This is a genomic window from Acidovorax sp. BLS4 (genome assembly GCF_032929295.1).
Classification (GTDB): Bacteria; Pseudomonadota; Gammaproteobacteria; order Burkholderiales; family Burkholderiaceae_C; genus Paracidovorax.
The window spans coordinates 4,789,296-4,804,201 of the sequence record NZ_CP136797.1 but is presented as its reverse complement, the minus strand read 5'-3'; the positions used below and the strand labels follow the sequence as shown (position 1 = coordinate 4,804,201).

Genomic DNA, 14,906 nt, shown 5'->3' with positions numbered 1-14,906 from the left:
GTCAGCTCAGCGATTCGATGAGGTCGATGTACTGCTGGCGGGCGGCATCGCCCTCGGTGCCCTTGAGCTTTTCCCAGGCGTCCCATTTGGCGCGGCCGACCACATCGGAAAAGCTCGGCTTCTTCTCGGCATTGTCGCCGGCCGTGGCCTGCTTGTAGAGCGCGTAGATCTTGAGCAGCGTCGGGTTGTCGGGGCGCTCGCTGAGGTTCTTGGACTGGGCGACGGCGGCTTCGAACGCCGCGTTCAGATCGGACATGGAAAGGGTCTCCGTTGGTGGTCGAACTGCCATCTTAGGGCCTCTGTTGCTCCTGCGCCCTGGAACGCCCGGAGCGCCGTGACCCCCATCGCATCAGCGCCGCATCCCGTCAAAAGGTTTCCCAGTCGCTCTCGGATCCGGGCCGGGAGGCCGGTGGCGCGGTGCGGTTCGCCGCCGCCGATGCCGAGGTGGTTTGCGCGGGCTTGGGCGCTGGCGAAGTGGCTGGTGGGGCATCGGTTGGCGATGCAGGCGGAGAGTCCGGCGCCTGCGGCCCGGCCTTTGGGCCCACGGCCGGCGACAAGCGCTTGACCGCCGGCTTGGCCGCCGTGGAAGCCGCAAACCGTGGTGCAGACACCGGCGCAGCCCGGGGTACCGGTGGTGGCGCCGCGGCGGGCAGTGCGCCCTCGCCGCCCAGGTGGAACACCGCGGTCGCGCGCACCAGTTCGCTGGCCTGGGCGTTCAGGCTGCTGGCCGCCGCGGCCATCTCCTCGACCAGGGCCGCATTCTGCTGCGTGGCCTGGTCCACGTGCGTGATGGCTTCGCTGATCTGGTCCACGCCGCTGCTTTGCTCGGCGCTGGCCGCGCTGATCTCGCCCATGAGGTCCGTGGCGCGGCGGATCGCGGCCACCACCTCGGCCATGGTGTGGCCCGCCTTGTCCACCAGCGCGCTGCCGCGTTCCACCCGGTCCACGCTGGCGGTGATGAGGCCCTTGATCTCCTTGGCGGCCTCGGCGCTGCGCTGCGCGAGGCTGCGCACCTCCGATGCGACGACCGCGAAGCCCCGGCCCTGCTCGCCCGCGCGGGCCGCTTCCACCGCGGCGTTGAGGGCGAGGATGTTGGTCTGGAAGGCAATGCCATCGATCACGCCGATGATCTCGCCGATCTTGCCGCTGCTGTCCTGGATTCCGCGCATGGTGTCCACCACTTCGGCCACCACCGCCCCCCCTTGCTCGGCCACCGACGAGGCGGTCTGCGCCAGTTCGTTGGCCCGGCGCGCACTGTCGGCGTTCTGGCGCACGGTGCTGCCCAGCTGCTCCGCCGACGCCGCGGTCTGCTCCAGCGCCGAGGCCTGCCGCTCGGTGCGCGAGGACAGGTCGTGGTTGCCGGCATCGATCTCGCTGCTGGCACCGGACACGCTTTCGGCGCTGTTGCGCACGGTCCGCACGACCGAAGCCAGCCGCGCGCTCATGCTGGCCATCGCCGCCATGATGCTGTTCGTATCCCCCGGCCGCACGGGAACGCGCGAAGCCAGATCGCCCGCCGCCACCGCGTCCGCGACACGCTTGAGCTCCGACGGATCGGCGCCGAGCTGCCGCACCACCGTGCGCAGGTAGACGCTCAGGCCGGCAAGGCAAGCCACCACGGCCAGCACCGCGGCCGTTGCCACCGCACGGCCCGTGGCCGCGTATTCCTTCACGTCGTTGATGCGGGAGGACAGGCGCTCGCCCTGGCGGTCCTTTTCCTGGCCCAAGGGCGCCAGCAGGCGGTTGCGGGCGGGAATGGTCTGGTCCACCAGGAAGGCGAAGGCTTCCTCCTTGCGATCGGCCTGGATCAGCGCGAGGTTCTGCTCGCCGGTGGCCCAGAACGCGCGCATCAGCGCGGGCAGGGGCTCATAGGCGCGGCGCCCGTCGTCGGAGACCATGTTGGCGCCGAACTCTTCCAGGGTTTTTTGCAGCAGCTGGCGCTTTTCGGCGATGTCGGCCAACGCGGCATTCCGCTCTTCGGGTGTGCGCGACAGGATCGAGTGCCGCAGCTGCAGCGACACCCGCGTCACGTTCAGCTCCAGGGCCGCGATCCGCTGCAGTTGCGGCACGTTCCTGGAGCGGACCACCTCCGCGTCCTCGGTGACCTGCCCCATCATGATCCAGATCGCGACCGCCACCCCGCCAAGCAGGAGCAGGATGACCCCGTTGATGAGCATCAAACGGCGTGCGAGCGTGTTCCGTCCTTGTCCAACCTCCATAGCGATCCCCTGTGCCTTGATTGTTTTGACAGCGCCGCCGCATGGCGGGCCATACGGGGCGCTGCGGGTGGTGCGCAGGGGCCATTGTTCGCGTTATTCGCAGGAAATGCCAGCCCCCCGTGTCACCACGGATGCAGAGGATCTATCGCCGCAGCGCTATGCGGGGCCGCAAAGCCCGTCCACGGCCTGGAACATCGACTGTCGCGCCTGGCTCACCACCTGGCCTTTCCAGGCATCGGTGTCGGTGTAGAAGGCGGCCAGCATTTGAGCCCTGATCTGCGTTGCCAGCTCAGCCGGAGCCTCCGGATGCAGGTTCAGCCAGTGCTCGGCGCGCAGGGCCTGCATGACCTCCAGCACCGGCACCGTGCCGTATTCCATCGCGATGCCGGTGATTTCGGCCTGTGGACATTCTTCGTACACGCTGTTCCACATCAGGCCCGTGAGAAAAGCCGAGGTGGACGAACCGTCGTAGATCGAGGTGACCGGCGTGGCGCCGCCGCCGGCCCACCAGTCGCGCGCCCGCTGCACCGAGGCGGCATCGTCCCGGCCGGCATAGATGCGCTCGCCATGGCCGCTCGGCCCCAGGCCCGTGTGCAGATCGATCCAGGCGATGCGCCGGGCGTGCTCGCCCTGCTCGCGCAGCACCTGGCGCAAGGTGCGGTTGCTCCAGGTCGGGGCCGTGCCGCCGAAGAACAGCCCACCCGGAAACTCATGCTGGCCGCGGCTGATGGCGGCCTGCCACGCGGCCTCGCCGCGCTCGGCGATGAAGCGGAACACCGCCTCGCGGTTCTCGGCCGTGGGCGGCCACTGGTCGGGCAGCAGCAGCGGCTGGATCTCGCGGTAGGCCGCGTTCTCCGGCAGCGGCCGGGTGAAGTCGTGGAAATTGCGGTTCAGGTCCACGTTCTCGTGCGTGGCCCGGCGGATGTGCGAGAAGCCATACGGGTTGAGCCCATGCACGTAGAGCACGGCCACGCCCTGCTCGCGGGCCTTGGCGCGCCAGGCCTCGTCGTGCAGGGCGAACACCTGCACGCCGCTGCCGCAGTAGCCTTCGACCCCATGGCAGGCGCTGCTCACGATGAGCAGGTGTTGCGCATGGTCCGGGCCGTCGCGCACCACGTCCATCGCCAGCGTCTCGCCGTCGCGCCCCTTGAGCGGGTGCGTGTGCGACTCCACCAGCAATCCGGCGGCCGCGGCGGCCTCCAGGAACTGGGTGCGGGCGAGCGCGTAGCTGGGGGAAAACGCCGGGGCGATACCGATCATGAAGATCTCCGTTCAAGAGGCTGGGAGGCAAAAAAAGGCAACGCAAAAACCCCGCCGCGAGCGGCAGGGCGCAGGCGCCCGAAGCACCCGAAAAACAGGAATGCCATCCGGCGCCCGTGGGAGCCAGATGGAGGCCGACACGCGCCAGCGGATCAGCCGGCCGGGCGGGACAGCCAGCCTTGTGCCAGCTGCACCCAGTAGGTGGCGCCGAGCGGGATCAGGTCGTCATTGAAGTCGTAGCTCGGGTTGTGCAGCGTGCAGGGGCCGCCGCCATGGCCCATGGCGCGGTGGTCGCCATCGCCGTTGGCGATGAAGCAGTAGGCGCCGGGCTTGGCCTGCAGCATGAAGGCGAAGTCTTCCGCGCCCATGGTGGGCTCCTGCCGCACCACGTTGGCCTCGCCCACGATGCCGGCCATGACCTGGCGCGCGAACTCCGCTTCGGCAGGCGAGTTGATGGTGGGCGGGTAGTTGCGCACGAACTCGAACTCGCACGTGGCCTCGTGCGCGGCGCAGGTGTGTTCGGCCACCTGCTTCATGCGGCGCTCGATCATGTCCAGCACCTCGACGCTGAAGGTGCGCACCGTGCCCTGCAGTTCGCAGCTGTCGGGCACCACGTTGGTGGCCTCGCCGGTGTGGATCATGGTGACCGAGATCACGCCCGCATCCACCGGCTTCTTGTTGCGGCTGATGATGTTCTGGAAGGCCTGCACCATCAGGCAGGCGATCGGCACGGGATCGGTGCCCATGTGCGGCATGGCCGCGTGGCTGCCCTTGCCGCGGATGACGATCTTGAACTCGTTGCTGGAGGCCATCACCGGGCCGGGGCTCACGGCGAACTGGCCGGCCTTCATGCCGGGCCAGTTGTGCATGCCGAACACGGCCTGCATCGGGAACTGCTCGAACAGGCCATCCTCGATCATCACGCGCGCGCCGCCGCCGCCCTCCTCCGCCGGCTGGAAGATCAGGTACACGGTGCCGTCGAAGTCGCGGTGCTTGGCGAAGTGCTGCGCCGCGGCCAGCAGCATGGCCGTGTGGCCGTCGTGGCCGCAGGCGTGCATCTTGCCGGGGTGGGTGCTGGCGTGGGCGAAGGTGTTGAATTCGGTGATGGGCAGCGCGTCGATGTCGGCGCGCAGGCCGATGGCCCGGCCCGAGGCACCGCCGTCGCGCCCGTGCACGATGCCGACCACGCCCGTCTTGCCCAGGCCGCGGTGGATGGGAATGCCCCATTCGGTGAGCTTGCCGGCCACCACGTCGGCGGTGCGGACTTCTTCAAAGCACAGTTCGGGATGCGCGTGGATGTCGCGGCGCACAGCGGCGATGCCGGCGGCCTGCGCAACGATGGAGTCGAGGACTTTCATAGGGAACATTCCTTTAGCGGTGCACCAGGGCTGGACCCAGCGACCATGACGAAAAAGAAGGGCAGGAATGCAACATGCATGCCTGACGCACCGAGTCTAGGGCCTGCCTGCCCCACACGCCGGAAACTGCTTTGATTGACCTGGCGCAACCTGGGATGCTAATCGCCTCCATAGGATGCCGATAGTCCCAGCAGGCCAGCACGCAGCCTGCAGGTTTCGGCCCTTCGCAAACTCGATCGAATGGGCACCGCTACGTGCCACGTCCAAGCCATCTTCCACCGGTCCGATCCCCCGATGCCCCCCAGGGCATCCCTTCAGCGCAGAGAGCCAGGAAACCCCATGAAATTCTTCAACGGACTGAGCATCGGCACCCGCCTGCATGGCGTGTCCCTGCTATTGATCGCCGCACTGTCGGCCCTTGCCCTCACCTCCTGGCTCCAGCTCTCGGAAGTGGCGCGGCTGGCCGACGTGGCCGGCAAGACACGCGTGCTCCAGCTCGGGCTCATCGCCAGCACCGAGCTGAGCGTGACGCAGGTGCTGCTGGACCTGCGCCAGGCGCTGCTGGTGCAGTCGCCCCAGGGCATCGACGCCGCGGCCAAGGACATCGACGCGATGCGCCAGCAGATCACCCGCAACGATGACGCGTTTCTGCAGGGGGTGACCAACCAGGCCGGCCGCGACGCCTTCGAGCGCGACTGGCTACAGCTGCAGCGCGCCACCTGGCCCGCCGCCGAGGCCAACATGGCCCTGGTGCGTGGGGGGCAGCAGCCGCAGGCGCAGTCCATGCTGATGGAAAGGACCATTCCCACCTTCATGCCCATGCAGGCCTGGCTGAAGGCCGAACGCGAGCGCCAGAGCCAAACGCTGGCAACGGAGGTACAGGGGATCCAGTCCGCTGCCGACGCCACGCGGCGCCAGCTCACCGCCCTGGTCACGGTGATCGCCATTGGCCTGATCGCTTTTTCCTGGTACATCGCAAGGCTGCTGCGCACCCGCGTGAAGGTGTCGCAGGACGTGGCCGACCGGGTGCGCCAGGGCAACTTCACCCAGCCCGTGATGGACAGCGCCCACGACGAATTCAGTCCGCTGCTGCAGACCATGGCGACCATGCAGGCTTCGCTGACGGACGTCGTGGTGAACGTGCGCAACAACGCCGAAGGCGTGGCCACGGCCAGCGCGGAGATCGCCTCCGGCAACAACGACCTGGCCCAGCGCACCGAGCGGCAGGCCTCGGCGCTGCAGCAGACCGCCGCGTCGATGGAGCAGCTCAGCTCCACCGTCAAGCAGAACGCCGACAACGCCCGGGAGGCCAACCAGCTGGCCGCCGGCGCCAGCGCCATCGCGCAAAAGGGAGGCGACGTGGTGACGCAGGTCGTGGCAACCATGAAGGGCATCCACGACAGCAGCAAGAAGATCTCCGACATCATCGGCGTGATCGACGGCATTGCCTTCCAGACCAACATCCTGGCGCTGAACGCGGCCGTGGAAGCGGCGCGCGCCGGCGAGCAGGGCCGGGGCTTCGCCGTGGTGGCCAGCGAGGTGCGCAGCCTGGCCGGGCGCAGCGCCGAGGCCGCCAAGGAGATCAAGAACCTCATCACCATCAGCGTGGACCGCGTGGGCCAGGGCACCACGCTGGTGAACCAGGCTGGCGTGACCATGGACGAGGTGGTCGCCTCGGTGCGGCGGGTGACTGACATCATGGGCGAGATCAGCGCCGCCAGCAGCGAGCAGAGCGCCGGCGTGGAGCAGGTGGGCCAGGCCATCACCCAGATGGACCAGGTCACCCAGCAGAACGCCGCGCTGGTGGAAGAAAGCGCCGCAGCGGCGCAGAGCCTGAAGACGCAGGCGCAGCAACTGGTGCAGACCATGGAGGTATTCCAGCTCGCGCCCGGGGCATCGCTGCAACAGCCACAGCAGCCCGCCGTGCCACGCCCCCGCCCCAGCGCGGTACGGCCACCGCTGCCAGCTTCGCAGGCCACCGTGAAGCGGCTGGGCACCGCGCCGAGCGCGAGCGCAGCCCACAGCGAAAAGGACTGGGAAGGCTTTTGAGCCGTGCTCGCAGCGCGGGCCGGCGGGATCCGGGAGAATGGAACCATGATCTCCACGAATGCCCTGCAACTGGCCCAGACGCTGGTGCGCATGAACACCGTCAGCCACCACTCCAATCTGGATCTCATCCATTTCGTGCGCGACACGCTCGAAAAGCTCGGCGTGAAAAGCCGCCTGAGCTTCAACGCCGACAAGACCAAGGCCAATCTGTTCGCCACGCTGGGCGAGGGCAAGCCTGCCGGCATCATCCTGTCCGGGCACACCGACACCGTGCCGTGGGACGGCCAGGACTGGACCTTCGACCCGCTGGGCGCCACCGTGCAGGACGGGCGCCTGTACGGCCGGGGCAGCGCCGACATGAAGGCCTTCATCGCCGTCGCGCTCGCGCAGGCCGAAGCGTTCCTGAACAGCGATGCCCCCTTCGCCATCCACTACGCCTTCAGCTACGACGAGGAAGTGGGCTGCTTCGGCGTGAAGGAGCTCATCGCCGACATGAAGGACGCCGGCATCCGCCCGCTGGCCTGCATCGTGGGCGAGCCCACCAGCATGGTGCCGGCCATCGCGCACAAGGGCGTGTACCGCTACAAGTGCTGCGTGCGCGGCAAGGAGGCGCACTCCTCGCTCACGCCGCATTCGGTGAATGCCATCGAGATGGCCGCGCGCGTGGTGGGTCGCGTGCGCGACATGGCCGAGGGCTTCGAGCGGCACGAGCCGCGCTTCGAAGGCTTCGACGTGCCCTTTTCCACCGCCAGCGTGGGCCAGTTCCATGGCGGCATCGCCGACAACGTAGTGCCGCGTGATGCCGAGTTCCGCTATGAATTCCGCGACCTGCCCACGGCGGACGCCGCCGGCATGCAGGCCGAGGTGATCGCCTATGCCCGGTCGCTGGAGCCCGCGATGCAGAAGGTGGCGCCCAGCACCGGCATCACCTTCGAGACGATCTGCGAGATCCCGAGCTTCCTGGGCAACCGGGACGATGCCGTCACGCGGCTCGCGCAGCGCCTGGCCGGAGAACAAGGCACCACGCTGGTGGCCTTCGGCACCGAGGCGGGGCTGTTCAAGAACGCCGGGATTCCCACCGTGGTGTGCGGGCCCGGCAGCATCCAGCAGGCGCACCAGCCCGACGAATACGTCTCGCTGGACCAGCTCGCCCGCTGCGAGGCCTTCATGCAGGGGCTGGCCGCGACGCGCCAGCTGTAGGAAGGGGAAACCGCGCGCCGGGTCAGACGCGCACGCGGCCGTCGCCCGTGAGCATCGACATCTCCACGAAGTGCGACCCCGTGTGGTTGCCGGGGCCGAACGCCACCTGGAAGCCCGCGATCTGCTGCGTGCCGAACCCCTCCAGCGCCGAGATCAGCGACTCTCGCGTGGGCCGGCCGCTGGCCTGGCGCAGCCCCTCGGTGAACACGCGCGCGGCCAGGTAGCCCTCCAGGCTGGAGTAATTGGCCTGGACCTTGTTGCCGCCCTTCTTGATCGCGTCCTGGAACTCCCGCGTGAGCTGGCGGGCGGACTGGTAGGGCGAGGGCATCACCTGCGAGACCACCACGCCCGCGCCATCGGCCTTGAGCTCGTCCATCAGCGCCTGCGTGCCAACGAACGACAGGTTGTAGAACGTGCCGCCGTAGCCCGCCTTGCGCGCGGCGCGCACGAAAGCGGCGCTGGCGGCATAGGTGCCGACCTGCACGATCGCCTCGGGCCGGGCCGCCACCAGGGTCTGCACCGCTGCGGCCACGTCCACCGAGTTGCGCTCCACCGTGGCCTGCGCCACCGGGGCGAGCTTGTGGGCGCCCAGTGCCAGCGCCACGCCATCCAGTCCGGCCTTGCCATAGGCATCGTTTTGATGGAAGACGCCGATCTTGCTCAGGCCCAGGTGGGTGAGCTTGTTCACGATGGCGGCGGTCTCGTCGTTGTACGAGGCGCGCACGTGGAACACCAATTTGTTCAAGGGCTGGCGCAAGGCCTCGGCCCCGGTGAACGGCGCGAAGAACGGCAGCTTGGCCTGCGTGAGCAGCGGCATCGCCGCCAGGCTGGTGGGCGTGCCCACGTAGCCGAACAGCGCGAACACATCGTCGGTGATGAACTTGCGCGTGTTGGAAGCGCAGCGGTCGGGCTCGTAGCCGTCGTCCAGCGTGCGCAGCTCCACCGTGCGCCGGCCGGAGCCCGCCTGGGCGTTCCACTGCTCGAAGTAAAGCTGGGCGCCCTGGTGCAACTGCACCCCGAGCTGCGCGGCGGGCCCGCTGAACGGGGCGGACTGTCCCAGCACGATCGGCGCCTCCGATTGCGCCCGTGCCAGCCCGAAACCGCCAAGCGCGGCGGCCCCCAGGCCAATGGAAAACCGTCTGCGCCCCAACGCAATATGCTTCATGGTGAAATCCCCTCTTCGATCAAAAACGTCGACGTTCCGCGGGGTCGCCACCCCGCCATCGCTGCTGGTCGGTGAGTGTATCGACAGGAAAACCCCTATGTCCACGACTGAAATCCCCCCCATTTCCGAGCCGATCCGGCAAGTGCGCGGGGCCTGCCCCCACGACTGCCCCGACGCCTGCGCCCTGCTCACCACCGTGGACAACGGCGTGGCCACGCGCGTGCAGGGCAACCCGGCGCACGGCCACACCGGCGGCGTGCTGTGCGCCAAGGTGTCGCGCTATGCCGAGCGCACGAACCACCCCGACCGCCTGCTGCAGCCGCTGCGGCGCGTCGGCCCCAAGGGCCCGGGGGCGCAGTTCGAGGCGGTGACATGGGACGAGGCGCTCACCGATATCGCGGCGCGTTTGACGCGCATCGCCGCCCGCGCCCCGCAGGCCATCCTGCCCTACAGCTATGCCGGCACCATGGGCCTCGTGCAGGGCGAAAGCATGGACCGGCGCTTTTTCAACCGGCTGGGCGCATCGCAGCTGGGCCGCACCATCTGCTCCACCGCCGGCGGCGAAGGCCTGAACTACACGCTGGGCGGCAAGCTGGGCATGAAGGTGGAGTTCTTCGCCGAATCGCGCCTCATCGTCATCTGGGGCAGCAACTCCATCGGCAGCAACCTGCACTTCTGGCGCTACGCGCAACAGGCCAAGCGCGACGGCGCCCGGCTGGTGTGCATCGACCCGCGCAAGAGCGAGACCGCCGAGAAGTGCCACGAACACCTGCAGCTGCGCCCCGGCACCGATGCGGCCCTGGCCCTGTCGCTCATGCACGAGCTGATTGCCAACGACTGGCTCGACCACGACTACATCGCGCAGTACACCGTGGGCTGGGACGCGCTGCGCGAGAACGCGCTGCAGTGGCCGCCCGAGCGCGCGGCCGAGGTCTGCGGCCTGCCCGTGGAGCAGATCCGCCAGCTGGCGCGCGACTACGGCACCACGCGGCCCGCCGCCATCCGCCTGAACTACGGCATGCAGCGCGTGCGCGGCGGCGGCAACGCCACGCGCGCCGTGGCCTGCCTGCCCGCACTCACCGGCGCATGGCGCCACCGCGCGGGCGGCCTGCTGCTGTCGAGCTCCGGCCACTTTCCCGTGCAGCGCGCCCAGTTGCAGCGACCCGACCTGCACACGGGCCCGGTGCCGCGCACCATCAACATGGTGACCATCGGCGACGACCTGCTGCGCGAAGCCTCGCCGGAGTTCGGCCCGAAGATCGAGGCCGTCGTGGTCTACAACAGCAATCCCTTGGCCGTGGCGCCCGACTCCGCGCAGGTGGCCCGGGGCTTCGCGCGCGACGACCTGTTCACCGTGGTGCTGGAGCACTTTCGCACCGACACGGCCGACTACGCCGACTACCTGCTGCCCGCCACCACGCAGCTGGAGCACTGGGACGTGCACGTCTCCTACGGCCACACCGACGTGCTGCTCAACCGCCCGGCTATCGCGCCGCTGGGCGAGTCGCGCTCCAACGCCCGCATCTTCCGCGACCTGGCCGAGCGCATGGGCTACACCGAGCCGTGCTTTACCGACAGCGACGAGGCCCTGTGCCGCCAGGCCTACGGCGATCGCATCGACTTCGGACAGCTGCTGGAAGTGGGTTTCGCGCCCCTGCCCCTGCCCGATGCGCCGTTCGCCGAAGGCGGCTTTCACACGCCGTCGGGCAAGTGCGAGTTCTACAGCGAGCGGCTGGCGGCCCAGGGCCTGCCGCCCGTGCCGATGCACGTGCCCAACCACGAGCTGCCGCAGCCCGGCGGCCGCTACCCGCTGGCCATGATCTCGCCGCCCGCGCGCAACTTCCTGAACTCCACCTTCGTGAACGTGCAGAGCCTGCGCAACATCGAGACGCAGCCGGTGCTGGAGATCCACCCCGACGATGCCGCCCCCCGAGGGATCGCCGACGGCACGCGGGTGCGCGTGTTCAACGACCGCGGCAGTTACGAATGCCACGCCGCCGTGAACGGCCGCGCCCGCCCTGGCGTGGTCAACGGCCTGGGCATCTGGTGGCGCAAGTTCGGCGTGAACGGCACCAACGTGAACGAGCTGACCAGCCAGGCCCTGTCCGATATCGGCGCGGCGCCCACGTTCTACGACTGCGTGGTGGAGGTGGCGGCGGCGCCTGAGCAAGGGCCGGCCTGAGCCGCCAGGGGACGCTGATTCAGCCCCGCCTTCGCGCGGGCACTGACGTGGCCTGCACTTTTTGGCGGCACTGCCTGCCGGACGCCGCACCAGGCGACGAAAGGGCCTAAAAAGGGCCGGAAAAGGACCGAAAAGGGTATCGAATTTTTCTGCCCCCGCGGCTCTTGAAAACCCGAAACCCGCTGCTAGTTCATGAACCGGAAGCGCGCGGCACCTGGCCCGCGCTCCGTTTCCATCAACGACACCACACGAGGTTTCGCCATGTACCGATCCCTGTTTCCGCGCGACATGTTCGCCGAGATGGATCGCCTGCAGCGCGAGATGCAGCAGGCCTTCGATCTTTCGCCCACCATCCGCGGCGTTGCCCGCAACGGGTTTCCCGCCCTGAACGTCGGGGGGACGCCGCAGTCCATCGAGATCTATGCCTTCGCGCCCGGCGTCGATCCGGGCACGCTGGAAGTGCATCTGGAGCGCGGCCTGCTGACCATCGCAGGCGAGCGCAAGAGCCCCATCGGCGAGGCCGATGCCAAGGCCACGGCGCACATCCACGAGCGCTTCGGCGGCAAGTTCCGCCGCGTGCTCACCCTGCCCGACGACGCCGATCCGGATGCCGTGCAGGCCAGGCTGCGCGACGGCGTGCTGCACATCAGCGTGCAGCGCCGTGCGAGCGCACAGCCGCGGCGCATCGCGATCCAGCAACCCGCATGACCCCCAAGAAGAAAGGACCGACAGCCATGCGCAACGACCTCCAGACTTCGAACCCTGCCCAAGCACCAGCCCAGACCCGCCAGAACGGCGGCGCGGCGCCGCAGGACGGCACGCGCTACGCGGAGGCAACGCTCACGCCACCGGTGGACGTGATCGAGGATGCGGGCGGCATCACGCTCTACGCGGACCTGCCCGGCGTGAGCCGCGACAAGCTCAACCTGCACATCGAATCGGAAACGCTCACGATCGAGGCCGAGTCCGATCTGGCCGTGCCGCAGGGACTCACTTCCAGCCACACGGAGGTGGGCCTGGGCCGGTTCCGGCGGGTGTTCACGCTCAGCAAGGAACTGGACCCCGAACGCGTGTCGGCCGAACTCGCCCAGGGTGTGCTGAAGCTGCGCATTCCGAAAGCGCAGCATGCCCAGCCCCGGCGCATCGAGGTGCAGGTGGCCTGACCGCGAGACCCTGCCCGTCCCACGCCGACGGCTCCACCCAGCAGATTTCGATGCTATTTATTTGATAGCAATATGCCCTAGTGGATATTGCGGTGGAGCCGTTTTTGGCCCAAGCCCTGCCGCCGCCGTGCCAGGGAGCGGCGCCCGGCCCTGCGGCGGATGCAAGCCCGCAGCGGCCGAGGCCCCGCTTGCCAGCCATCCCCGCACCCGCACCGGCGTGAATCGCGCCCTCGGCCATCAGCCGGGCGCCCCTTCCGGTGCCGCAACGCTCTGCGCATCCAGCGCCAGATAGTGGTGCACTGCGGGCCGCTCCGGCCCCACGTGGTAGCGCAGCGCCTCGGCCTGCAGGTCCGCGTCGGCCCTGGAGACGCGGCCGTGCTGGCGCAGGTGCTCGGCCCACGACTCGACCAGGAACCACTCGATCACGCGGCCCGGCTCGGCCGTGTGCTCGGCCACGCCCCAGGCGTAGGCGCCGTCGCGGCGGCGCTCGCGCGCCACGTGCTGCATGGCCTGCAGGAACGCGGGCAGGTCGGGCGTGCGCACGCGGTATTCGATCTGCACCATGACCGGGCCGCGGTCGTGCGCCACGGGCTCGGCCAGCAGCGGCTCGGGCCAGTGGTTGGACGGCTGCAGGTCGGCCTCGCCGGTGGGCAGCTTCACGCGGTGAAAGAGCCACGCCGCCAGCACCAGGCCACCCGCGCCGGCCAGCAGCGTGGCCGGCAGGCCCGCCTGCCCCGCCACCAGGCCCCAGCCCAGGCTGCCGGCGGCCATGGCGCCGTTGAACACCATGAGATAGATCGCCAGGCCCCGGCCGCGCACCCAGTTGGGCAGCACGGCCTGGGCCACGCCGTTGAGCGTGGTGAGCGCGATGATCCAGCCCAGGCCCAGCACCAGCATGAGCGCCACGGCGGCCTCGCGCGGCGGCGCCAGGGTGAGCACGGCCATCACGCCCGCGGTGAGCAGCGAGGCCAGCAGCACCAGCCCGTCGGCATCCAGGCGCTTGCGCAGGCGGGGCAGCAGCACCGCGCCGAGGATGGCCCCGGCACCGACCGCGCCCAGCATCACGCCGTAGAAGCCCGCCGTGCCGCCCAGCATGCGCCGCGCCACCAGCGGCAGCAGCGCCCAGACGGAGCTGGCGAACAGAAAGAACACCGCCGCGCGCAGCAGCACCACGTGCAGTTCGCGGCTGGCGCGCGCGTAGCGCAGGCCGGCGCGGAAGGCGCCGAAGAACTGCTCGTTCAGCCCGGTAGGCTCGGCCTTGGGGCGCTTCCACCACAGCAGCGCGGCGATCACGAAGCCGTAGCTCGCCACGTCCAGGCCGTAGGCCGCGGCCGCGCCGAAGCTGGCCAGCAGCAGGCCGCCGGCCGCGGGGCCGATGGCGCGGGCGATGTTGATGCCCAGCGAATTGAGCGCCACGGCGCTCTTCAGCTCGCTGCGGGGCACCAGCTCGGGCACGATGGACTGCCACGTGGGCCCCATGAGCGCCGCGCCGATGCCGCCCACGAAGGTGAGCACGATGAGCGACTCCACGGTGAGCGTGTTCGTGCGCGCCATCACCAGCAGCGTGCCGCTCACGCAGGCCAGCAGCACCTGCACGGCGATCAGAAAGCGCCGGCGATCCAGGATGTCCGACAGCACGCCGGCCGGAATCGCCAGCAGGAAGATCGGCAGCGTGGCCGCCGTCTGCACCAGCGCCACGGCGGCGGGGCTGGACGACAGCTCGGTCACCATCCACGAACTGGCCACGTCGCGCATGAAGCTGCCGATGTTGCCCAGCACCGTGGCGGACCACAGCACCGCGAACAGCGGCAGGCGCAGCGGCGCGAAGCTGCCCGAAGGTGCGGGCACGGCGGCGGCGGCGGCCGCGGCGGACGGTGAATCGTGTGGGTGATCGTCATGTGCCATGGAGGCCTCCCAGGTCGTGCCAGGCGACGAGCAGCATGCCGCCCACCAGGCCCCAATGTTCGAAGAATGCGTTGGCGGCGCGCTGCCGCTCGGGCGGCGCCACCTGCCAGAAGCGGTCGGCCAGGAACGCCGCCAGCACGGTGAATCCGGCCAGCGCCAGCGCGCCTAGCCAGCGGTACCAGCCCGAGACGATGAGCAGCGAGGCGCCCAGTTGCAGCGCGATGGTGGCCGCCGCGACGGGCGCGGCGGGCGCCAGGCCGAAACGGCGCATCTCGGCCACGGCGCCGGCGAAGTCGCGCGCCTTGCCGATGCCGCCCTGCAGGTAGGCCGCGCACAGGCACAGCAGCGCGAGCGACTGTACCCAGGGCGCGGTGAAGGCGCCGCGCAGCGCGTCCATTCCGTTCG

The 14,906-nt window shown here is 69.5% G+C and carries 12 protein-coding genes; 5 read left to right on the top strand and 7 right to left on the bottom strand.

What is annotated here, in order from left to right; all coding sequences use genetic code 11:
* Position 1 precedes the first annotated feature (1 nt).
* The 4 genes from R1Z03_RS22140 to R1Z03_RS22125 all read right to left on the bottom strand — a co-directional run bounded on the left by R1Z03_RS22140 (position 2) and on the right by R1Z03_RS22125 (position 4,837).
* Entirely contained in the window at positions 2 to 256 is a 255-nt protein-coding gene (locus R1Z03_RS22140; RefSeq protein ID WP_284415135.1) for an acyl-CoA-binding protein, read from the bottom strand.
* Positions 257 to 365: 109 nt separating this feature from the next.
* Entirely contained in the window at positions 366 to 2,177 is a 1,812-nt protein-coding gene (locus R1Z03_RS22135) for a methyl-accepting chemotaxis protein (protein ID WP_317355211.1), read from the bottom strand.
* A 198-nt stretch (positions 2,178 to 2,375) separates the two neighbouring features.
* Positions 2,376 to 3,479 carry a M14 family metallopeptidase gene (locus R1Z03_RS22130; RefSeq protein WP_317355209.1) on the bottom strand — a complete coding sequence of 368 codons (1,104 nt, stop codon included), beginning with the start codon at positions 3,477 to 3,479 and terminating at the stop codon, positions 2,376 to 2,378.
* Positions 3,480 to 3,631: 152 nt separating this feature from the next.
* A complete protein-coding gene (locus R1Z03_RS22125) occupies positions 3,632 to 4,837 on the bottom strand; it encodes a M20 aminoacylase family protein (protein WP_272549320.1) in 1,206 nt (401 codons plus the stop codon).
* Between the two features lie 339 nt (positions 4,838 to 5,176).
* Here R1Z03_RS22125 and R1Z03_RS22120 point away from each other — a divergent pair, with 339 nt between their 5' ends.
* A complete protein-coding gene (locus R1Z03_RS22120) occupies positions 5,177 to 6,886 on the top strand; it encodes a methyl-accepting chemotaxis protein (protein ID WP_317355207.1) in 1,710 nt (569 codons plus the stop codon).
* Positions 6,887 to 6,931: 45 nt separating this feature from the next.
* Positions 6,932 to 8,086, top strand: a complete 1,155-nt coding sequence (argE, locus tag R1Z03_RS22115) for an acetylornithine deacetylase (RefSeq protein ID WP_317355206.1) — start codon at positions 6,932 to 6,934, stop codon at positions 8,084 to 8,086.
* A gap of 22 nt (positions 8,087 to 8,108) precedes the next feature.
* Here argE and R1Z03_RS22110 read toward each other — a convergent pair whose 3' ends face one another.
* Complete coding sequence (locus R1Z03_RS22110; protein WP_284431661.1) at positions 8,109 to 9,251, bottom strand: ABC transporter substrate-binding protein; 1,143 nt, start codon at positions 9,249 to 9,251, stop codon at positions 8,109 to 8,111.
* Between the two features lie 97 nt (positions 9,252 to 9,348).
* Here R1Z03_RS22110 and R1Z03_RS22105 point away from each other — a divergent pair, with 97 nt between their 5' ends.
* The 3 genes from R1Z03_RS22105 to R1Z03_RS22095 all read left to right on the top strand — a co-directional run bounded on the left by R1Z03_RS22105 (position 9,349) and on the right by R1Z03_RS22095 (position 12,596).
* The gene (locus R1Z03_RS22105) at positions 9,349 to 11,433 is read left to right on the top strand and encodes a molybdopterin oxidoreductase family protein (RefSeq protein WP_317355205.1); all 2,085 of its coding nucleotides are present in this window, start codon (positions 9,349 to 9,351) and stop codon (positions 11,431 to 11,433) included.
* A 261-nt stretch (positions 11,434 to 11,694) separates the two neighbouring features.
* Positions 11,695 to 12,141: an Hsp20/alpha crystallin family protein gene (locus R1Z03_RS22100; RefSeq protein ID WP_284431668.1), complete on the top strand. Its 447-nt coding sequence runs from the start codon at positions 11,695 to 11,697 to the stop codon at positions 12,139 to 12,141.
* Between the two features lie 26 nt (positions 12,142 to 12,167).
* Entirely contained in the window at positions 12,168 to 12,596 is a 429-nt protein-coding gene (locus tag R1Z03_RS22095) for an Hsp20/alpha crystallin family protein (protein ID WP_317355203.1), read from the top strand.
* A gap of 237 nt (positions 12,597 to 12,833) precedes the next feature.
* Here R1Z03_RS22095 and R1Z03_RS22090 read toward each other — a convergent pair whose 3' ends face one another.
* Both R1Z03_RS22090 and R1Z03_RS22085 read right to left on the bottom strand, forming a co-directional pair.
* On the bottom strand, positions 12,834 to 14,501 hold the full coding sequence (locus R1Z03_RS22090; RefSeq protein ID WP_317355200.1) for an MFS transporter: 1,668 nt from the start codon (positions 14,499 to 14,501) through the stop codon (positions 12,834 to 12,836).
* Positions 14,491 to 14,898 (bottom strand): DoxX family protein, encoded by a 408-nt coding sequence (locus tag R1Z03_RS22085; RefSeq protein ID WP_317355197.1) that lies wholly within the window; start codon positions 14,896 to 14,898, stop codon positions 14,491 to 14,493. Before R1Z03_RS22085 ends, R1Z03_RS22090 begins: the two co-directional genes overlap by 11 nt.
* Positions 14,899 to 14,906: the final 8 nt, after the last annotated feature.